This window comes from Cupriavidus sp. GW822-FHT02D05, from assembly GCF_058802485.1.
Window position 1 is genome coordinate 88941 of record NZ_JBXAOE010000020.1, and the last position, 19145, is coordinate 108085.

Below are 19145 nucleotides of genomic sequence, written 5' to 3' on the forward strand. Positions count from 1 at the left end.
CACCACCCGCCACAAGCAAGGCTCCGATGCCATTCTCCCCGTACAGCGGCCCCTTGATCTGGGCAGTGGCAGCCGCCACCACCATTGGCGTCATCACGCGGCCGTTCCGGCTCCCGGAGGCCTTCTGGGCGGTAGCTGGCGCCCTGCTGCTGTGCGTCACCGGCCTGCTTGCCGTGCCCGATGCCATGGCCGCCGTGGCGCGCGGCTATGACGTCTACCTCTTTCTCGGCGGCATGATGCTGGTGTCGGAACTGGCGCGCAAGACCGGGCTGTTCGACCATGTAGCGGGCGTGGCGGTGCGCCAGGCCGGCGGATCGGCACGGCGGCTGTTCCTGCTGGTCTATGGCTTCGGCACCCTGGTCACCATGTTCATGTCCAACGATGCCACCGCCGTGGTGCTCACGCCGGCGGTGCTGGCTGCCACCCGCGCCGCCAAGGTCAAGCATCCGCTGCCCTACCTGTACAGCTGCGCGTTCATCGCCAACGCCGCCAGCTTCGTGCTGCCGATCTCGAACCCCGCCAACCTGGTCATCTTCGGCGAGCACATGCCGTCGCTGATGGGCTGGCTGGCGCGCTTCACGCTGCCATCGCTGGTGGCCATCGTGGCCACCTTCGCCGCGCTCTACTGGACCCAGCGCGACGCGCTGCGCGAGCGCATCGCGACCGACGTGCCGGTGCCGCCGCTGTCGCTGGAGGCCAAGCTGACCGCCGCCGGCATCGTGGTCATGGGCCTGGTGCTGCTGACGGCCTCGCTGCTGGGCGCCGACCTGGGCTGGCCGACCTGCCTGGCCGGCGTGGCGACGCTGCTGCTGGTCTGCGCCTGCCGGCCCGGCTTGTGCCTGCCGGCGCTGCGCGAGATTTCCTGGGGCGTGCTGCCGCTGGTGGCAGGGCTGTTCGTGCTGGTGGCGGGCCTGGAGCAGACCGGCCTGATCGGCAAGCTCGCCCACGTCGTGCAGGCGCTGTCGCAACAGTCGCCCACGGCCGGTGTCTGGGTAACCGGCGGCACGGTGGCGCTGGTGTCCAACGTGGTCAACAACCTGCCGGCCGGGCTGTTCGCATCCTCGGCGCTGGCGGCCAGCCATGCCTCCACGCAGGTCACCGACGCGGTGCTGATCGGCATCGACCTCGGGCCCAACCTGTCGGTGACGGGCTCGCTGGCGACCCTGCTATGGCTGACAGCGCTGCGGCGCGAGGGCCATCACGTCGGCGCGCTGCAGTTCCTGCGCATCGGCGCGCTGGTGATGCCACTGGCGTTGGTACCGGCCCTGGCCACGCTGCTGCTTTAGGCGCCCAGCTTGTCGAGCAGGCTGTACCAGGCCACCCCCGCTGCAATGTAGAAGCGCTGCAGGCCATGCAGCGGTATCCCGGCCACGGGCGTGATGGGATATGGGAAATCCCCGCCCTTGCCCGCCAGCCGTGCCGCGATATGCTGGCCCAGGCTGGTGCACAGCGCGATGCCCCGCCCATTGCAGCCCAGCGCCATGACGACGCCCGGCGCAGGCTCATGCACGTGGGGCATGAAATCGCGCGTGATCGCGATACGCCCAGCCCAGCGGTACTCGTAGGAGAGCGGACCGAGTTGCGGAAACAGCAGCTCCAGCGAGCGCTCCAGGTGTGCGAAGTCCTGCGGCCCGCGCGGATCGGCGAAGAATCCTCGGCCCCCCATCAGCAGGCGCCCCAGCGCATCCTTGCGGAAATACAGCAACAGCCGCTGCGAGGTGGATGCCGTCTCGCCTTGCGTGAGGATGCCGTGCGCCTCGGCATCCCGGAGCGGTTGCGTGGCCACGATGAAGCTGTTGGCCGACAGTACCGTTTGCGCCAGGCCGGGCCACAGCGGGCCGGTGTAGCCGTTGGTGGCGATCACGACTTGCGTGGCCGTCACCGTGGCGCCCAAGGAAGTCGTCGCCACCCAGTGCGTGCCCTGGCGCACCAGCGCCGTCACCGGGGTGCCGCCATGCACCGTGGCGCCCGCCTGCTGCGCGGCGCTGACCAGCCCGCGCGTATAGGCCAGCGGCTGAATGGCGCCAGCGCGCCCATCCAGCCAGCCGCCGGCGAAGGCCTGCGTGCCCACGCGCCGTGCTACCGCCGCGCGGTCCAGCACTTCCACCGGCGCCCCGCGGCGCGCCCATTGCTCGGCGCGCGCGTGCATGGCGGGTACGGCGCCTGGTGAATAGGAAAGCTGCAGCCAGCCGCTGCGCACGGGCTGGCAATCGATGCCGTGACGCGCGATCAGGTCGAACACCAGGTCGGCCGAACGCGACACCGCATCGAGCAACGGCTCGGCCCGGGCGGCGCCGAACAGGCGCACCAGTTCGTCGGGATCATGCTTGAGCGTGGGATTGACCTGGCCGCCGTTGCGCCCGGACGCGCCCCAGCCCGGCTCGTTGGCCTCCAGCACGCACACGCGCGCGCCGCCCTCGGCCAGGTGCAGCGCGGTCGACAGGCCGGTGAAGCCGCCGCCGATGACCAGCACGTCGGTGGCGAGCGATTCGCGCAGCGCGGGCGTGGGCGGCGCAGGCGGGGCCGTAGCCGCCCACAGGGAGGACGGCAAAGGCATCGCGGTGGCCGGGGCCGGCCGGTTTGCCGTGAACTGGCTGGAGGTCATAGCGTCAGGTCCCCCGCGGCTTCCACTGGCTTGTGCAACACGCGCCGCAGGAAATCCTGCGTGCGGGCGTGGCTGGGCGCGCCCAGCACCTGCGCGGCGGCGCCTTCCTCAACGATGGTCCCGCTGTGCAGGAAGCACACACGGTCCGCCACTTCCCGCGCGAACCCCATCTCGTGCGTCACCACGATCATCGTCATGCCCTCGCGCGCCAGGTTGCGCATGACTTCCAGCACGTCGCCCACCAGCTCCGGGTCGAGCGCCGAGGTGGGCTCGTCGAACAGCATGGCTTCGGGCCGCATCGCCAGCGCGCGGGCAATCGCCACGCGCTGCTGCTGTCCACCGGAGAGCTGAGGCGGATAGGCCTGCGCCTTGGCGGCCAGGCCGACCTTTTCCAGCAGTTCCATGGCTTCGCCGCGCGCCTTGTCCCGGCTCTCGCCCTTCACGTACACCGGGCCTTCCATCACGTTTTCCAGCACGCTGCGGTGCGGGAACAGGTTGAAGCGCTGGAACACCATCCCCATGCGGCTGCGCAGCCGGTGGATGTCCTTGCCGCCGCGGTCCACTCGCTCGCCAAAGGCACGGATCTCGCCGCCCTCGTAGGACTCCAGCCCATTGATGCAACGCAGGACGGTGGACTTGCCGGAGCCGGACGGGCCGATCAGGCAGACTACCTCGCCCGCGTCGACATGCAGGCTCACGCCGCGCAGCACGTGGTGGTCGTCGAAGTACTTTTGCAGGTTGTCGATCCGGATCATGGCTTTTTCCTCCCCACGCCAAGGCGACGCTCAAGCCGGCGCAGCCCGAACACCAGCGGCAAGCTCATCAGCAGGTAGAGCAGCGCCACCAGCGTGTACACCGTCATGTTCTGGAATGTGGACGAGGCGATCAGCTGGCCCGCGCGCGTCATCTCCGCCACCGTGATGGTGGACACCAGCGACGAGTCCTTAAGCATCATCACCAGCGTGTTGCCGTACGGCGGCAGCGAGATGCGCAACGCCTGCGGCAAAATCACCCGGCGCATCACCAGCGCCGGGCGCATGCCCATGGCCTGCGCGGCCTCGCGCTGGCCCGGGTCGACGGCCTCGATGCCGGCGCGGAAATTCTCAGCCTGGTAGGCAGAGTAAGCGATGCCCAGGCCGATCACGCCGGCCTGGAAGGCCGTCAGGTGAATGCCCGCATCCGGCAGCACAAAGTAGATGTAGAACAGCTGCACGATGATGGGCAGCCCGCGGATCACGTTGATCACGCCGGACGCGCCCCACGACAGCGTACGCGCAGGCGACAGCTTCATCAGCGCCAGCGCCAGCCCGAGCAAGCTGCTGAGCACAAAGGCGAGGACGGTCACCTCGACGGTGACCACCGCGCCCTGCAGCAGGATCGGCAGGAACTCCCGCGCGTGCTGGAAAAAGTTGGCATCCATGGGAACTCACATGTTCCATTTCTGGATGATGCCGGCCAGCGTGCCATCGGCCTTGATCTTGGCGATGGCCTTGTTGATGCGGGCCAGCGTCTCGGTGTCGCCCTTGCGCACGACCAGGCAAACGTCGCCGACGTTGACCGGCTTGTAGCTGGCGGCCAGCTTCACGCCCGGGAAGGCATTCTGGCGGATCTGGTAGGCGATGATGGGCTGGTCGCCCAGGCCAGCCTTGATGCGGCCCAGCGTCAGGTCGCGCGTCATGTCCGCCACCGAGTCGTAGCTGCGCACTTCCTTGAAGATGCCCTTCTTGTTGAGCATGTCGAGAAAGACCGTGCCCACCTGGGCCCCCACGACCTCGCCCTTGAGTTCGTCCAGCGAGGCATAGGGCTTGTTGTCGTCGCCCTTGACGATCAGGCCTTCGCCGTAGGCATAGACCGGATCGCTGAAGTCCACCACCTGCTGGCGCGCCGGCGTCTTGAGCATGGCAGCCGAGATGATGTCGATCTTGCTGGAGGTGAGCGACGGGATCAGCGCGGAGAAAACGGTCTGCTGCACATTGACGTTGAAGCCCCCCGCCTTGCCAACGGCCGTGACCGTATCGACCATCATGCCCTGGATGGTGTTGGTCTTCACGTCCAGGAAGGTAAACGGCACGCCGGTGGCCGTCGCGCCCACGTTGTAGGTCGGCGCTGCCCCCTGGGCCCAGGTGAGCGAAACGGTGCTGGCGGCGCACAGGATGAGTGCGGCGCGGCGGGACATGGTGAATCGAGACATGCGGACACTCCTAGCGGAAGGGAACAAAAGGCGCCCGGATGGGGCGACCCACCGACTTATGCAATGAGCATGCCAATTTTCAATTACAGATGCTCGAAAATTAATTGTCGTTAACCAGTAATTGCTTTATTAGAATCGATATGCGATTCTACAGACTGAATAAATGCCTTTTGAAGCACAACCATGTCGCAGCCTGAAGCCAACGATTCCGCCAGCCTCCTTTTCAACCAGTCTTTGGAGAAAGGGCTTGCCGTGCTGCGCGCGTTCAGCGCGCAGCGCCGCACCATGACGATCGCGGACGTGGCGGATGCGGCCAGCATCAACAAGAGCTCGGCCCAGCGCATGGTCTTTACGCTGGAGCAGCTCGGCTATCTGCGTAAGCATCCGCAGACGCGGCGCTACCAGCTGACGCCCCGCGTGATGGAAATCGGCTTCAACTACCTGGCCGCCAACCCGCTGATCGAAGTGGCCAACCCTTTCCTTTCCGAGCTGACCAAGGTCACCACCGAGACTTCGTGCCTGACAGAGCCGGACCTGCTCGACATGGTCTATATCGCGCGCTTTGTCAGCGCCCACTTCGTGCCGGTGCATATGCCGATTGGCAGCCGTATCCCGATGTACTGCACCGGCTCGGGGCGCGCCTACCTGAGCGCGCTGCCGGAAGACGAAGCGCGCGCCATGATCGAGCGCTCGGCGCGGACCGCGCATACGGTCCACACCTGCACTGCAGTGCAGGACATCATGGAGAAGCTGCGTGAGACCCGGCAGCGCGGGTACGCGGTCAACAGCGAGGAACTGTTCCTTGGCGACATGACCCTCGCCGCGCCGGTGATCGGGGGCAATGGACGGCCGCTTGGCGCGATCCATCTGGTGGCGCCCACCGGGCGCTGGACCCGCGAGGAAGCGGAGCGCAAGCTCGGGCCGCCGCTGTTGCAGTGTGCACGGGCAGTGAGCAGTTCGGCGCGGGCGATAGGCTAGGCGCGGCTATTGCCGCGCGGACGATGCCGCTGGCGGGGTTGCCAACGGGGTTACCAACGGGGTAGCCGAGGTCAGTGCCTCAGGCCGGATCAGGCGTGGGCTGTCCGGCACCTTGCCCGCTCTCTTGCTGCCGGTGAAATTGCGTGTGGCGGTACAGGCCGTAGATGCTGGTCGCGGTAAAGCCCAGTTGCTGCACGAACAGGCCGTAGGTGCCGGTCACCAGGGCGAACACGCTCCACACGATGTTGGAGCACAGGTAGGCGATCCAGCCCCAGCGCGACGCCTTGTTGTGCAAGGCCACCAGCAAAGAGCCGCTCATCGCCAGCGCGCAGCCGGACCACTCCAGGCCATTGAGCAGATTGGGAATGTACTGTTGCGCCAGATCCATTGCGCTTGTCTCCTGATTGGGTTCAGATTTATTTTGCGTTCATTTTTTGCATACAATGCAGGGCGAAGCTTAGCGTGACAGTTCGGGCGGAGCAAGGGGTTTGCGGGGATAGTTGGCGCTGATGACGCGCTTGGCTTACTTGGTCAGGCAGATGACGATCACCATGACCCCGAGGCCGGCGAGGGTGAGCAGCAGGAAGGCAAGCATTCGACGGCAAATAGCGTTGGCGTATCTCCAGTATGGAGTGGCTGGCACGACACTGCCGTAGGGGGGATTCTGATTAGGGTGGGGTGATGTCCTACAGGGAGAGCCGCGGGATGCACGGGGCCTTGCATCCCGCGGCATGGCTACTGCCGCGACAGGATCTCCGCCAGGGCTTCCAGCGCCAGTGGCTTGGTCAGGTGGGAATCAAAGCCTGCCGCCGCGCCCCGAGCCTTGTCGGTTTCCGAGGCATAGCCGCTCAATGCCACCAGGCGGGTGCACGCGAAGGCGGGCAGCTCGCGCAGGTGTTGCGCCAGCTGGAAGCCGTCGATGCCGGGCAGGCCGATATCGATCAGCGCCACGTCGGGCGTGAACCCTTGCGCGATCTCCAGCGCGTCTTCGCCACTGGCGGCAAGCTTGACTTCGTGCCCGTCCATCTCCAGCAACATGCCTAGCGCCCGCAGGGCTTCGGTGTTGTCGTCCACCAGCAAGATGCGCATCGCCGCAAGCGTGCCTGCCTGCCCGGCGTTGGGCGCTCCCGCATGGGCGCAGACCACGGGCAGGCGCGCCTGCACCGTCGTGCCCAGGCCCTTGCCATCGCTGTGCACCGTCACCGTGCCATTGTGCAGTTCCACCATGCGCTTGACGATGGCCAGGCCCACGCCAAGGCCGCCGCCTTGCGATTCGCTTGCGTACTGGCTGAACATATCCAGCACATTGGGCAGGAACGCCGGATCGATGCCGATGCCATCGTCCTTGACGGTGATCACCAGGGTATCCATGCGATCGGGATCGATCTCCGGCGCCGACGCGCCGCCAGCGTTGCCGGCGTCGTGTTCTGCCGGCGCCTCGCCATGGGGCGATGGCTCTACCCGGACCGACAGGTTCATGGCGCCGCCGCGCGGCGTGTACTTGATCGCGTTGGACAACAGGTTGGTGACCACCTGCGTCAGCCGTGCCGTATCCGCGTTCACCATGACGGGCGTCTCGGGCAGGTCCGTGGTCAGCACGTTGCCGTGCCATTCGATATCCGATGCCACCGAGGAAAGGGCATCGGCCACGATGTCCTGCATATTGCCGTGGGTGCGCACGATCGGCACCTTGCCTTGCTTGATGCGCGAGGCATCGAGCAGGTCGTCGGTGAGGCGCTTGAGCTGGCGCATCTGCCGCTCGGCGATATCCAGCATGTCGGAGCCAGCCTGCTGCACCTGCGCGAGCCGCTTGCTGACCTTGATCGCGCTGTCGATGGCAGCAATCGGGTTGCGCAGTTCATGCCCAAGCATGGCGAGGAATTCGTCCTTGCGCGTATCCGACAATTGCAGCGCTTCCCGCGCGGCCCGGGCCTGCGCGGCTTCGGCGATCGCGGCATCCTTGCTGCGCGACATGCTGAGCACCGCGCCGGCAAAGCTGGCCAGGCTCTCCAGCAGACGGGCATCTTCTTCGTCAAACACGCGCTCGTGCTCATGCGTCATGACCCAGATGGTGCCCCAGGGCTCGCCATCGCCGGGGATCGGGACGACGAGTTCCTCGACCACCTCGGGTGACAGCGGCGGCAGGCAGTTGAAATGCCGTTGCGGGTAGGCCAGCAGTTGCGGGCTGCCAAGTTCCAGCGCAATGCCCGACGGGCTATCGTCATAAGGCACGGCATGCCCGACCAGGTCATTGCACAGGCCGGCCGTGGCGGTCCAGTGCAACGTCTGCGCACCATCGCCGGCGGCCTCAGGCAGGCTGATGCCGGCGCTGCCGGCGCCGCAGAGCTTCAGCGCCGAATTGGCCAGGGATTGCAATAGAGCCAGGTCAGACGACACCAGCGCCCTTGCCAGGCGCCGCAAGGCCACGCATTCCGCCCCATAGTCTGGAGAACGGCCGGCGCGCTGGCCAAGCTCATCGGTCTTCAGGATGCCCGCGCTGCGTGCCCGCAGCAGCGAAGCGGAAGGGGAAGCAGGTGCCGCAGCCATGGAGTGTCGCTTTTGCTTTGCCTTTGGAATGCAGGACCAGTTGCCTGCAAGGCATGGTAGCGGATTTCCGCATCCGACCGTACAGGGGGCAATCGCGCGGCCGCAAGCACGGCGGGCGCGCGACGGTCGCTATCGCACGTCCAAGGTGATAGCGCGCTGGTGAAAACCCGCATCCGCAGGCCCCGGGTGTGGCTTTTCAGGACGGAATCGACGATGCCGGCTGTCCAGTACGCGAATCTACTTAAGAACTATCCCTAGGCACCGTAAAGCCAGTCTGAACTTAAGATACTAATAACAGCCCGAAGGGCAGGAGGGCAACATGCGCCCGCACTATGCAAACGAAAAAGACAGTAAGGAAGTACAGGATCTGCTCCAGGCTTGCGGCTTGCCGGTTGACGGCGTAGCCGAGCAAATCGGCAATTTCCTGGTGGTACGCGACAACGCTGGCCTGCTCGGTTGCGCCGGCGTGGAGAACTATGGGCAAGTGGCCGTGCTGCGCTCGGTCGCCGTGGCCGGGCGCGCGCGCTCGGCGGGCCTGGGCGAATTGCTGGTGGCTGCGATGCTGGCCGAGGCCCGCACGCGCGGCGTGCAGTCCGTAGTACTGCAAACCACCACCGCCGTCGACTATTTTGCCCGGCTGGGCTTTGAGCGCGTGGAGCGCGCCTGCATGCCCCCGGAATTGCTCAATACCGCGCTGTCCCGCGAAGCCTGCCCGCCGTCCGCCACCTTGATGCAGGCCGCGCTGTAGCCATCCCTGCCAAGGGCCTGCGCCCGCGATGCGGCCCAGCCACGTCGTAATCTGGCCGCCCCCCCTCTTCCCATCCCCCGCGCTGTTGCGCGCCATGCACCCATGGCTAGCCGGTGCCGGCGCAGGATATTGTTGTAAAGTAAGCGCAAAGCGCAGACCACAGGCGACCAGAGGCCTTCCGGGCCAGCGGTGGATCGGCACGCCATGCCCGCCTGCTCGCCAGCCCTTCAACGATCCTTCAACGACAGCCACGAACCGCACGATATGGAATCCGACCACCAAGCACCCGACCCCGGCCTCGACGAGGCCTTGGGTAGTGTGTCGACCCGCATACGGTCGCGTTTGCAGGCGGCGCGCGAGCGCTTCCACGCCAACGACAATATCTCCGCGTATGTCGAGCCCGGCGAACTGGACGAGTTGCTCGATGAAGTGCAGTCGCGCATGGAAGAGGTGCTGCGTAGCCTGGTGATCGATATCGATCACGATCACAACACCCGCGAGACCGCGCGCCGCGTGGCCAAGATGTACCTGAAGGAGATCTTCGCGGGCCGCTACGTCAAGCAGCCCAATGTGACCGAATTTCCCAACGCGGAGCGCATCAACGAGCTGATGATCGTGGGCCCGCTGCGCGTGCGCAGCGCCTGCTCGCATCATCTGTGCCCAATCATTGGCAAGCTGTGGGTGGGTGTGATGCCCAACCAGCATTCCAACCTGATCGGCTTGTCCAAGTATGCGCGCCTGGCCGAATGGATCATGTGCCGTCCGCAGATCCAGGAGGAAGCCGTGACCCAGGTGGCCGACCTGCTGCAGGAAAAGATGAGCCCGGACGGGCTGGCCATCGTCATGGAAGCCGAGCATTTCTGCATGCACTGGCGCGGCGTGCGCGACACCGATGCAAAGATGACCAACAGCGTGATGCGCGGCTCGTTCCTCAAGGACGACAGCCTGCGCCGCGAGTTCCTGACCCTGCTGAACCGGACGCGCGACTGAGCCAGCGCGATTCAATGCCTCGCACGCAAACCCAGTGGAGACAACATGCTCGTACGCCTGCTCTACGCCAGCCGCGCATGCCAGCCGGCCGATCCCGCGCTGGTAGACGCCATCGTCGCTACCAGCGTGGCGAATAACCCAAAGCACGGCATCACCGGCGTGCTGTGCTACGGCAATGGCATCTTCATGCAGGCGCTCGAAGGCGGCCGCACGGAAGTCTCGCGCCTGTACCAGCAAATCGGCCGGGACACGCGCCACGAGGACGTGGTGCTGCTGCACTACGAGGAAATCCTCGAGCGCGAGTTTGCCGGCTGGGCAATGGGCCTGGTCAATACCGGCAAGGTCAATATGGCCACCATCCTGAAGTATTCCGCCCACGGTGAGCTCGATCCCTACCGCACCAGCGGCCACGCCTCGCAAGCGCTGCTCAAGGAACTGATCGCGGGTGCGTCGATCGTGGGGCGCAGCTCGGAGCGGCATCGCTTCTGAGCGCTTTCGTGCCGCGGCCCGGCCAGCCCCCGCTATTCAACAACCCATCATCCATCACCGATCACCCAGGAGAATTCGTGAGCGAACCCTTCAACCCCGGCCCCGCGGCGATGCTGCTGACCGATGCCTGCCGGCGCGGCGTGCAATTTGCTGACCTGCCCGCCGACGCCAAGCCGGCGACGCTCGGCGGCGGTTATGACGTGCAGGACCGCTTTATCGCAGCCCTGGGGGACCCGGTGGTGGGCTGGAAGCTGGGTGTCGGCAGTGCCAACGCCATGCGGCGCGCAAAGCTGGCGCGCCCGCTAGTGGGCCAGGTGGGGGCATCGCGCTGTTATGCCTCGGGCGACACCGTGCCGGTCCCCGCGGGTGCGGTGGTGACCATCGAATTCGAGATTGCCGTGCGGCTGGCGCGCGACGTCGCGCCGCTGCAGGCCGAACTCGCGCCGGCAGCGCTGGCCGATCTGATCGAAAGCGCGCAGGTTGCCGTCGAGGTGGTGCTGTCGCGCTATGAAGACCGCATTGCGGTGGGCATGCCGGCTTTTGCCGGCGATAACGTGGGCTTGCACGCGCTGGTGCTGGGCGCGAAGATCGACACCGACAGCATGGAAGACGTGCGCGCAAGCGCCAGCGTGGCGCTTGATGGCGTGGCTTGCGCGCAACCGCTTGCCGGCGACGATGCGGTCTACCCGCTGGAAGCCCTGCAATCGCTGCTCGCGCATGCCGCCGAGCGCGGCGTCACCTTGCGCAAAGGCACCGTGGTAACCACCGGCACGCTGACGCGCCCGTTCGACGTGCCGGCCGGCGCGCATACGATCCAGGCTACCTATGGCGGCGGCGAACTGGTGGTAACGCTCGCGCCGCAAGCCGCGGGCTGAAACCGGGGCCCTTGCGGCCCAATTCCTCGCGTTTCTTTCTCGTCACCCAGGCTGCCGCCCGAGCCGCTTCGCGCGCACTCGCGGCCTTGGCATTTCCAGCGGATAGGCTAAAACTATCACAAGGGCCTGGCCTTCAGGCCGCTGGTGAGAAGGAGCCGTTCATGGAACTCCATTTGCATATGCAGCCGCACCATTTCGCCCGCCGCGCGCCGGACTGGCGCGCCGCTGCGATTGCAGGGCTGATCGCGGGCACGCTGTACGTCGTACTGGAGCTGCTGACGGCACGCTTTGTGCTGTACCAGGGGGCGTGGGGCACGGTAAAGATGGTGGCTGCCCTCATGCTCGGCCGGCAGGCGCTGGCCTCCGCCGACGCGTTCAGCTGGACCATCGTGCTGGCCGCGGGCATCGTGCACTTTGGCCTGTCGATCGTGCTGGCGACGATCCTGGCCATGCTCATTGCCTCGTTCCGCTTTGATTCCAGCATCGGCATGGCCACGCTGGCGGGCGCGGTGTTCGGGGTGCTGGTCTATCTGGTGAACTTCTACGTGATGGGCCGGTACTTCAACTGGTTCGACGAGGCGCGCGGGTGGGAAAGCCTGTTCGCCCACATCATGTTCGGCGTGATCGCGGCGGATGCCTACGCCAACCTGGAACGGCGTGAGCCGGATGCGCCCGACGTGGCACGGGGCGGCTGAGCGCGCACCCCGTCCGTCAAGGCATCGGGGCATCGCGCCCGCTGGCTACAGGTAGCACTCACCACCCAGATAGGCCTTGCGCCAGCGCGTGATGCGCACCTCGGCAAACAGGCCGGCCTGTGTGAACGGGTCGGCATCGATGAATTGCTGCGCCGCGTCGCGGGTGTCGAGGTCGACGATGTAGAAGCCGCCGCCAGCATCGCTGCCGTCATCGTTGAGCTTGGCCCCGCAAGCCAGCAGCAGGGCCTTCTGGGCGTCCAGGAACGCCAGGTGCCCCGCTCGGGCCGCTTGCCGCACTTGCTGGTGCTGTGGCTTGTCCCAGGTTTCGATCAGGAATGGCATGGTGTTGTCCTCGGGTGATGGCGGGTTGGAATAGGGCATGGGGTATCGCGGGATGGGGTATCGCGGCATGGGCATGGCGGCAGCCAGTGCCATGCCCATCACTCCCGGCGACGAGTTTCGCCGATTCCGCGCTGGCAGCACAAGCCGGCAGGACCTGCGCACCGGACGCCGTCGCGCCCACCGCCGCCAGCAAAAACCTGGCCCCGGGGCTTGACAAACCCGCCGGGCCTCACATTTCCCCTGCTGCCGCCCGACAGTGTTATCCACACTTTATGTGGATAACACTGTCAACAAGCTCCGCAAATGGCTCTAGCACGCGGACCCCATCGGACTGCCCACAAAACGGGCAACTGCAAGCCGGCCAGGCAGGCAAGTCCGTCATCCGCGCTGCCTACAACGGAATCACAGCGTCGTCAATGGGGCGCCGGCGCAACGAAGCCGGTGGTCTGGATGCCAAAGTAGTCAAGGATGCCGATCACCAGCGCCACGTTCAGCGTGACCGTGATGATCGTGATGACCGGGCTCAGCCGGCCAGCTTCGCGGCCGCATCGCGCAGCGCGGTGCGCAGGCCCTCTTCCACCACCGGGTGGTAGTACGGCATGGCCAGCATCTGCTCGATGGTGAGTGCTTGCTGGTAAGCCCAGGCCAGCAAGTGCGCGATATTCTCGGCGCGCGGGCCGGTCCATTCCGCACCGAGAAAGCGCCCGCTATCCTTGTCGGCATAGACGTGCATCAGTCCACGGTTCTTGAGCATGACGCGGCTGCGGCCCTGGTCCTCGAAACTCACCTCGCCGGTGACAAAACTGTCCGGCTCGAGGTCGGCATGGCGCTGGCCCACCATGGCGATCTGCGGGTCGGTGAAGACCACGCCGATCGGGGCGCGGCGCGACAACGGGCGCACCTCGGGATAGGCCGCGGCGTTCTCGCCGGCTGCCTTGCCTTCGTCGGCAGCTTCGTGCAGCAGCGGCAGGACATCGTTGGCGTCGCCGGCGATGAAAATCGGCGCCGTGCCGCATTGCAGGGTGGCCGGGTCGAATACCGGCACGCCGCGCCAATCCAGTGCCAGGCCGGTGTGCTCAAGCCCGAGGCCGTGCACATTGGGCTGGCGGCCGGTGGCGGCGAGCACGTAGTCAAAGCGCTCCGTCACGGTGTTGCCCGAGAGATCGGTAAAGCTGATCACCGCCTCGTCGCCATCGCGGTGCATCTCGCCCAGCCTGGCGTCCGGGTCGAGGTAGAACTCCTCGCGGTAGCTAGCCACCGCATTGGCCTTGATGGCCGGATCGGTCAGCGGGCCCACGCCGCCGCGCAAGCCGAACACGCGCACCTGCACGCCCAGGCGGGACAGCGCCTGGCCAAGTTCCAGCCCGATCACGCCAGGGCCGAACACGGCGACGCGGCGCGGCAGGTCGTCCCAGGCGAAGACGTCGTCGTTGACCACCAGGCGATCGCCGAACACCTTGAACGGCGGCGGGATCACCGGGCTGGAGCCGGTGGCGATCACCACACGGCTGGCACGCACGGTGGTGTGCTCGCCAACCTGCAGCACGGTGTTGTCGATGAAGCGGGCATAGCCGCTCACCTTGTCCTCGGCGGGAATGCCGTCCACGCCGCGCACCACGAAGCCGACAAAGCGGTCGCGCTCGCGCTTGACGCGCGCCATGACTTCGCGCCCGTCGATGCGGATCTCGCCATCCACATGCACGCCGAAGGGGGCCGTGTGGCGCAGCTCATGCGCCGCCTCAGCCGCGGCGATCAGCAGCTTGGAGGGCATGCAGCCCACCCGGGCGCAGGTGGTGCCATAGGGGCCGCCTTCGATGATGACGGCGCGCTTGCCGGCGGCGCGGGCCGCGCGGTATGCGGCCAGGCCCGCCGTGCCGGCGCCGATCACGGCGACATCGGTCTGGATGGTTTGCACGGTCTTCACGTTCTGCAAGTTCTGCGCGTTTTGCACGTTCTGCGGGGTGGTCATGTCGGCGTTCCTGGTAAAGGCTGTGTCAATCAACGGACCGGATGGCACCGGGTGGCGTTGCCATCGGGTCCGCCGACTGGGGCACGGCTGCCGGCCTTGCCGGCGGCCGTGCCCTGCGGCGTTCAAGTGTTTTGCGTGTTGCGTGTTGCGTGTTGCGTGGCTGGCTAAGGCTTAGCGAACCAGGTAGGTCTCAAGCGCGTCGGCGCCGCCGATCAGCTTGCCGTTGATGAAGATCTGCGGCGCGGTCATGTCGCCCGACAAGGCGCCCAGCACCTTGCCGCGGATCTTGTGTTCCAGCGGCACGTCGATGTACTCGAAGCCGTGGTCCGACAGCATCTGCTTGGCCTTGGCGCAGAACGAGCAACCCACCTTGGAGAACACCACGACCTGGTCGGGCCTCTTGGCGTTGGGGGCGATGTAGTTGAGCATGGTGTCAGCGTCCGACACCTTGAACGGGTCGCCCGGCTCTTCCGGCTCGATGAACATCTTGTCGACCACGCCGTCCTTGACCAGCATCGAATAGCGCCAGCTGCGCTTGCCAAAGCCCAGGTCAGCCTTGTCGACCAGCATGCCCATGCCTTCGGTGAATTCGCCGTTGCCATCGGGAATCATCACGATGTTTTCCGACTCCTGGTCTTTCGCCCACTCGTTCATCACGAACGTGTCGTTGACCGAGACGCACAGGATCGCGTCCACGCCGTGCTTGGCGAACACCGGCGCCAGCTCGTTGTAGCGCGGCAGGTGGGTGGACGAACAGGTCGGGGTGAATGCGCCCGGCAGCGAGAACAGCGCGATGGTCTTGCCTTCGAACAAGTCAGCCGTGGTCACGGTCTTCCATTCGTTGTTCTCGCGAACACGGAACGTGACATTGGGAACGCGTTGACCTTCACGGGATTGCAGCATGGGTTAGCTCCTGGGTGACTTGGGGGTGGATGGCCGCGTGTTGCAGCGAAGACCCGATTTTGTCCGCGCCCATGTGATTTGTACAATTCATCGCTACAAAGACAACGATTGCTTTTCACTATGGATGGTGCATAGCCGGGCCCTATCTCGATATAAGAAGCCTCCTAAGCTGGCTTGTCACGCCTTAAACATCACTTTCATGTGACAGTGTCACGGGATGTGACCTGCCCGCATCGGATTTTCAGCGCGCCAGCCTCGGAAAGTTCTGCAGGTCTTTTCAGACATTTCTCAAATCTGCGCGCAAGCGCGGCCCGTACATTTGGGCCAAGGCATGCACTTCCTAGCTGGCGCTCGGCGTCGCCTGGAGGCTGCAACCCCATGCGTGCGCAGATCCGGCACGCCTCCCTCCTCGAGAATCCCTTATGTGCATCTGCAGTTCCCCGCATCCGGCGGACGGCTCGCCCACCGCGAGCCGGTGCGTGCCGGCCAACTGGTGGCGCCGACAACTGTTTGTGCTGCTGCTGGCGCTTTGCCAGGGCGCGCCAGCGCTGGCTACCTTGCCTGCCGAGCCCCTGCGCACGTTGCGCCTGAACGCACAGGTGCGCTTGGACCCCGGCGGCCCAAGCGATGCCATCGACCATGCCGCGGCGCCCCAGGGCGACGATACGGCGTTGCATGCATGGCGCCGCGCGCACAAGGCCTTGCGGGTGGGCGTGGTTGGCAACTACCTGCCGCCGTTCGACCTGGTCGACCTGAGTGGGGACTACCGCGGGATTTCCGCCGACTACCTTGCCGTGGTAGTGGCCAGGCTTGGCGTGCCGGCGCAGATCCAGCGCTACCCCTCGCACGAACTGGCACGCAGCCATCTGGCCAGCGGCGCCATCGACCTGATCACCACCTCGCTGGACAACCCGGGCACCGGCGCGCGAACCGCGCCGTACCACGACCAGCGCCTGATCGAGGTCGTGTCGCGGCGAGACGGTGCGCGCAGCCAGACCAACCGGGCCATCGGCTACCTGGCGGGCGAAGTCTCGCCGGCCTCGCTGCAGCGAGCCTACCCTGGCGCGCGGCTGCTGCCGTTCGAGAACCTGCTCGGCGCGCTCGACCAGCTCTCCCGGGATGCGGACTTCGTCATGGTCACCAACGCCACCGCGGCCGGCTACCTCGTCGAGCAATACCGCTACGACGAACTAACGGCGCGCAACTTCGCGCCGCTGGCGCACGAGGGCATCACGTTCGCCGTGAGCGACCCCGCGCTGGGCCGGATCATCGACCAGGCGCTGGCGCAGATGCCCGCGGCGCGCAAGCGCGAGATCGACGCCTTCTGGACGCCCAGCTCGCTCGAATTCGATATCACCGACAAGCTCAATCTCTCCACGGCAGAGCGCGCCTGGACAGCCCTGCATCCGGAGGTGCGCTACCTGGCGGCGCGTGACCAGGTGCCCTTCCTGTTCGTCGACGCCGGGCAACGCCTGGACGGGCTCACCGAGCAAGTGCTGCGAGTGATCGCGCAGCGCACCGGGCTGCGTTTCGTCCCTTACTGGCCGGCCCGCGCCGCAGACGTGACCGCCGCGCTCAAGAACGGCACGCTGGACGTGGTGCCCGTCCTGCCGCTAAACCATGCCGCCACCGGCAACGCCCCGCTCTCGGTCAGCGCGCCCTATTTTTCCGGCAACTGGGTCGTTGTCACGCGCGCCGGCAACGACAGCATCAAGAGCCTGTCCGACCTTGCCAACAAAGTCATCGCGGGGCCGCCGCTCAACGGGATCAACGATCTCGTGCGGGCCTGCTACGCGGTGAGCCAGCGCGAGACCAACTCATACGATGAGGCGTTCCGCATGGTCGCCACGGGACGCGCGGATGCCACCATCTCCAGCGCCTTCATGGCCGACCACATGATCAAGCAAACCTATGCCGGCCGGCTCAAGATCGCCGCGGCCGCGGGCGGCGTGCCGCTGGAAGTCGGCGTGGGTGTCAGCAGCCAGCACCCGGAATTGCTGGGCATCATCAACAAGGCCATCCTCAGCATCTCGCGCGACGAGCTTGGCGCCATGCGCGCGCACTGGACAGAACCCAGGGCGCCGGGCTTCGCCTGGCGCCAGTTCTTGCCATGGCTGATGGCTGGCGCGACCGCACTGCTGCTGGTCAGCCTGCTGTTTCTGGCGTGGGTGACCTCGCTGCGCCGGCAGGTGACCCAGCGCACCGCGGCCGAGCGTGCCTTGCAGGACCAGGTCGCGTTCCAGACGGCGGTGCTCGACGGCATTCCCCAGCCTCTCTACCTTCGCGACAACCAGCTCCGCATGATCACCTGCAACACCGCCTACGAAACGGCGCTGGGCACGACGCGGCGGGCGCTGGCCGGGACCGGGCCGGCCTTCGTGAGCTCCGTCGTCAACCTCGATATCAGCCACGAAGAACTGATGGCCGTATATCAACGCGTGCTGCGCACCGGCCTGCCGTCCAGCGCCGATCGCCAACTGACCATCGGCAACACGCCGCGCAGCGTGATCAGCTGGGTGGTGCCGCTGCGCCGCGCCAATGGCAGCACGGCCGGCATCGTCGGCGGCTGGATCGATGTGACGGAACGCCAGCAGATGCTGGCCGAACTGGCTGCCGCCAAGAACCGCGCCGAGGCGGCCAACCGCGCCAAGTCGACATTCCTGGCATCGATCAGCCATGAGATACGCACGCCGATGAACGCCATCCTCGGCATGCTGGAACTGGTGCTGACGCGCCCGCACGCCCAGCACGAGGATCGCGAGCAACTCGGCACGGCGCATGGCGCGGCCACATCGCTGCTGTCGCTGCTGGACGATATCCTGGACCTCTCCAAGATGGAGGCCGGCCAATTCACGCTGCAACTCCGTGCCGCCAGCCTGCGCCAGGGCCTGCATGAAGTCACGCAGATGTTCGGTCCCGTCGCCGCCCAGAAGGGCGTGGCCTTGAACGTCTGCGTGAGCGATGCCGTGGCGCCGGCGCATCGCGTGGATATCCTTCGCATGAAGCAGGTCATCAGCAACTTTCTCTCCAATGCCATCCGCTTCACCGAGCGCGGCAGCGTGGATATCCGGCTCGACGGCTCTGGCGCGCCGGGAGCCTCGCAAGCGCTGTGCCTCAGCATCACGGACACTGGCATCGGCATTCCCGCGCAGGCGATCGGCAAGCTGTTCCGGCCCTTTTCCCAGGTGGAGTCAACCGAGCGCGCGAACACCGGCGGCACCGGCCTCGGCCTGTCCATCGCACAAAACCTGGTACGCAAGATGGGGGGCGAGATTACCCTGGAGAGCGAGCCGGGACGCGGCACGCAGGTGCTGGTGCACCTCAACCTGGAGGTTTCGGCTTCGCCGCCCCCGGCAGACGCACCGCCTGCCGGCAACGCGGGCATCGCGCTGTTTGCACCAGGCACTCGTGTGCTCATCGTGGACGACCACGCGCCCAACCGGTTGTTGATGGCGCGCCAGCTGGAGCGGCTTGGCCTTAGCGTGGCGACGTCGGAGAACGGCGCCATTGCCTTGCAGGACCTGCAGCGGTGCCCTGCGGACCTGATCATCTGCGACTGCATGATGCCGGTGATGGATGGCTTCAACCTGGCCCGGGCGATACGCGCGCGCAGGGATGCGCTGGGCCGCATCCCCATCATCGGCTGCACCGCGAGCGCGCAGAGCGAGGATCACCAGCTTGCGCTGGCTTCGGGAATGAGCGAAGTGATCGTCAAGCCGGTGGGACTGGCCACGCTGGAACGCGCGTTGCGCGGGCATCTGCGCAGCGGCGCGCGCACAGCCAAGGGCAACGCTCAACCGGGCTAGCTGCCGG

The 19145-nt window shown here is 66.3% G+C and carries 17 protein-coding genes and 1 pseudogene; 8 read left to right on the plus strand and 10 right to left on the minus strand.

What is annotated here, in order from left to right; translation table 11 throughout:
- Nucleotides 1–26: 26 nt before the first annotated feature.
- The gene (locus tag AC1RQK_RS25465) at nucleotides 27–1286 is read left to right on the plus strand and encodes an arsenic transporter (protein ID WP_492811783.1); all 1260 of its coding nucleotides are present in this window, start codon (nucleotides 27–29) and stop codon (nucleotides 1284–1286) included.
- On the opposite strand, the gene AC1RQK_RS25470 is transcribed toward AC1RQK_RS25465, so the two are convergent.
- The 4 genes from AC1RQK_RS25470 to AC1RQK_RS25485 are packed head-to-tail and all read right to left on the minus strand — an operon-like array spanning nucleotide 1283 to nucleotide 4796.
- Nucleotides 1283–2605, minus strand: coding sequence for an NAD(P)/FAD-dependent oxidoreductase (locus AC1RQK_RS25470; RefSeq protein WP_492811785.1), 1323 nt, complete (start codon nucleotides 2603–2605; stop codon nucleotides 1283–1285). The genes AC1RQK_RS25465 and AC1RQK_RS25470 overlap by 4 nt on opposite strands.
- A complete protein-coding gene (locus AC1RQK_RS25475) occupies nucleotides 2602–3360 on the minus strand; it encodes an amino acid ABC transporter ATP-binding protein (RefSeq protein WP_492811787.1) in 759 nt (252 codons plus the stop codon). Before AC1RQK_RS25475 ends, AC1RQK_RS25470 begins: the two co-directional genes overlap by 4 nt.
- Nucleotides 3357–4025, minus strand: a complete 669-nt coding sequence (gene ehuD / locus AC1RQK_RS25480) for an ectoine/hydroxyectoine ABC transporter permease subunit EhuD (RefSeq protein WP_253929039.1) — start codon at nucleotides 4023–4025, stop codon at nucleotides 3357–3359. The genes AC1RQK_RS25475 and ehuD overlap by 4 nt, the downstream gene beginning before the upstream one ends.
- 6 nt (nucleotides 4026–4031) lie before the next feature.
- The gene (locus AC1RQK_RS25485; protein WP_492371791.1) at nucleotides 4032–4796 is read right to left on the minus strand and encodes an ABC transporter substrate-binding protein; all 765 of its coding nucleotides are present in this window, start codon (nucleotides 4794–4796) and stop codon (nucleotides 4032–4034) included.
- A 183-nt stretch (nucleotides 4797–4979) separates the two neighbouring features.
- Between AC1RQK_RS25485 and AC1RQK_RS25490 the strand changes: the two genes are divergently transcribed.
- A complete protein-coding gene (locus AC1RQK_RS25490) occupies nucleotides 4980–5774 on the plus strand; it encodes an IclR family transcriptional regulator (RefSeq protein ID WP_492371792.1) in 795 nt (264 codons plus the stop codon).
- Between the two features lie 79 nt (nucleotides 5775–5853).
- Here the strand turns inward: AC1RQK_RS25490 and AC1RQK_RS25495 are convergent, their stop codons facing one another.
- On the minus strand, nucleotides 5854–6162 hold the full coding sequence (locus AC1RQK_RS25495; protein ID WP_150985017.1) for a nicotinamide mononucleotide transporter: 309 nt from the start codon (nucleotides 6160–6162) through the stop codon (nucleotides 5854–5856).
- 347 nt (nucleotides 6163–6509) lie between these two features.
- Nucleotides 6510–8321, minus strand: a complete 1812-nt coding sequence (locus tag AC1RQK_RS25500; protein WP_492371793.1) for a hybrid sensor histidine kinase/response regulator — start codon at nucleotides 8319–8321, stop codon at nucleotides 6510–6512.
- A gap of 319 nt (nucleotides 8322–8640) precedes the next feature.
- On the opposite strand from AC1RQK_RS25500, the gene arsN2 reads away from it, so the two are divergent.
- The 5 genes from arsN2 to AC1RQK_RS25525 all read left to right on the plus strand — a co-directional run bounded on the left by arsN2 (nucleotide 8641) and on the right by AC1RQK_RS25525 (nucleotide 12118).
- The gene (gene arsN2 / locus AC1RQK_RS25505; protein WP_492371794.1) at nucleotides 8641–9069 is read left to right on the plus strand and encodes an arsenic resistance N-acetyltransferase ArsN2; all 429 of its coding nucleotides are present in this window, start codon (nucleotides 8641–8643) and stop codon (nucleotides 9067–9069) included.
- Nucleotides 9070–9333: 264 nt separating this feature from the next.
- A complete protein-coding gene (folE, locus tag AC1RQK_RS25510; RefSeq protein ID WP_492371795.1) occupies nucleotides 9334–10059 on the plus strand; it encodes a GTP cyclohydrolase I in 726 nt (241 codons plus the stop codon).
- A gap of 45 nt (nucleotides 10060–10104) precedes the next feature.
- Nucleotides 10105–10548: a BLUF domain-containing protein gene (locus tag AC1RQK_RS25515; protein ID WP_492371796.1), complete on the plus strand. Its 444-nt coding sequence runs from the start codon at nucleotides 10105–10107 to the stop codon at nucleotides 10546–10548.
- Nucleotides 10549–10625: 77 nt separating this feature from the next.
- Nucleotides 10626–11423, plus strand: coding sequence for a fumarylacetoacetate hydrolase family protein (locus AC1RQK_RS25520; protein WP_492371797.1), 798 nt, complete (start codon nucleotides 10626–10628; stop codon nucleotides 11421–11423).
- A 161-nt stretch (nucleotides 11424–11584) separates the two neighbouring features.
- Nucleotides 11585–12118, plus strand: a complete 534-nt coding sequence (locus AC1RQK_RS25525; protein WP_492371798.1) for a hypothetical protein — start codon at nucleotides 11585–11587, stop codon at nucleotides 12116–12118.
- 45 nt (nucleotides 12119–12163) lie between these two features.
- Here AC1RQK_RS25525 and AC1RQK_RS25530 read toward each other — a convergent pair whose 3' ends face one another.
- The 4 genes and pseudogenes from AC1RQK_RS25530 to AC1RQK_RS25545 all read right to left on the minus strand — a co-directional run bounded on the left by AC1RQK_RS25530 (nucleotide 12164) and on the right by AC1RQK_RS25545 (nucleotide 15332).
- Complete coding sequence (locus AC1RQK_RS25530; RefSeq protein WP_416053306.1) at nucleotides 12164–12460, minus strand: YciI family protein; 297 nt, start codon at nucleotides 12458–12460, stop codon at nucleotides 12164–12166.
- Between the two features lie 428 nt (nucleotides 12461–12888).
- Nucleotides 12889–12972, minus strand: a pseudogene (locus tag AC1RQK_RS25535) (mechanosensitive ion channel family protein); the annotation flags it as partial.
- 11 nt (nucleotides 12973–12983) lie between these two features.
- The gene (locus AC1RQK_RS25540) at nucleotides 12984–14375 is read right to left on the minus strand and encodes a dihydrolipoyl dehydrogenase (RefSeq protein WP_492811839.1); all 1392 of its coding nucleotides are present in this window, start codon (nucleotides 14373–14375) and stop codon (nucleotides 12984–12986) included.
- A 225-nt stretch (nucleotides 14376–14600) separates the two neighbouring features.
- Complete coding sequence (locus AC1RQK_RS25545) at nucleotides 14601–15332, minus strand: glutathione peroxidase (RefSeq protein WP_043356588.1); 732 nt, start codon at nucleotides 15330–15332, stop codon at nucleotides 14601–14603.
- Between the two features lie 422 nt (nucleotides 15333–15754).
- Between AC1RQK_RS25545 and AC1RQK_RS25550 the strand changes: the two genes are divergently transcribed.
- Nucleotides 15755–19138, plus strand: coding sequence for an ATP-binding protein (locus AC1RQK_RS25550; RefSeq protein ID WP_492811791.1), 3384 nt, complete (start codon nucleotides 15755–15757; stop codon nucleotides 19136–19138).
- Nucleotides 19139–19145: the final 7 nt, after the last annotated feature.

What these genes read in the sequence shown, in the direction of transcription:
- arsN2 (WP_492371794.1), top strand. Translation starts at nt 8,641, where the DNA reads ATGCGCCCGCACTATGCAAACGAAAAAGACAGTAAGGAAGTACAGGAT.
- AC1RQK_RS25545 (WP_043356588.1), bottom strand. Translation starts at nt 15,332, where the DNA reads ATGCTGCAATCCCGTGAAGGTCAACGCGTTCCCAATGTCACGTTCCGT.
- AC1RQK_RS25490 (WP_492371792.1), top strand. Translation starts at nt 4,980, where the DNA reads ATGTCGCAGCCTGAAGCCAACGATTCCGCCAGCCTCCTTTTCAACCAG.
- AC1RQK_RS25465 (WP_492811783.1), top strand. Translation starts at nt 27, where the DNA reads ATGCCATTCTCCCCGTACAGCGGCCCCTTGATCTGGGCAGTGGCAGCC.
- AC1RQK_RS25475 (WP_492811787.1), bottom strand. Translation starts at nt 3,360, where the DNA reads ATGATCCGGATCGACAACCTGCAAAAGTACTTCGACGACCACCACGTG.
- AC1RQK_RS25515 (WP_492371796.1), top strand. Translation starts at nt 10,105, where the DNA reads ATGCTCGTACGCCTGCTCTACGCCAGCCGCGCATGCCAGCCGGCCGAT.
- AC1RQK_RS25470 (WP_492811785.1), bottom strand. Translation starts at nt 2,605, where the DNA reads ATGACCTCCAGCCAGTTCACGGCAAACCGGCCGGCCCCGGCCACCGCG.
- AC1RQK_RS25525 (WP_492371798.1), top strand. Translation starts at nt 11,585, where the DNA reads ATGGAACTCCATTTGCATATGCAGCCGCACCATTTCGCCCGCCGCGCG.
- folE (WP_492371795.1), top strand. Translation starts at nt 9,334, where the DNA reads ATGGAATCCGACCACCAAGCACCCGACCCCGGCCTCGACGAGGCCTTG.
- AC1RQK_RS25550 (WP_492811791.1), top strand. Translation starts at nt 15,755, where the DNA reads ATGTGCATCTGCAGTTCCCCGCATCCGGCGGACGGCTCGCCCACCGCG.
- AC1RQK_RS25500 (WP_492371793.1), bottom strand. Translation starts at nt 8,321, where the DNA reads ATGGCTGCGGCACCTGCTTCCCCTTCCGCTTCGCTGCTGCGGGCACGC.
- AC1RQK_RS25485 (WP_492371791.1), bottom strand. Translation starts at nt 4,796, where the DNA reads ATGTCTCGATTCACCATGTCCCGCCGCGCCGCACTCATCCTGTGCGCC.
- ehuD (WP_253929039.1), bottom strand. Translation starts at nt 4,025, where the DNA reads ATGGATGCCAACTTTTTCCAGCACGCGCGGGAGTTCCTGCCGATCCTG.
- AC1RQK_RS25495 (WP_150985017.1), bottom strand. Translation starts at nt 6,162, where the DNA reads ATGGATCTGGCGCAACAGTACATTCCCAATCTGCTCAATGGCCTGGAG.
- AC1RQK_RS25530 (WP_416053306.1), bottom strand. Translation starts at nt 12,460, where the DNA reads ATGCCATTCCTGATCGAAACCTGGGACAAGCCACAGCACCAGCAAGTG.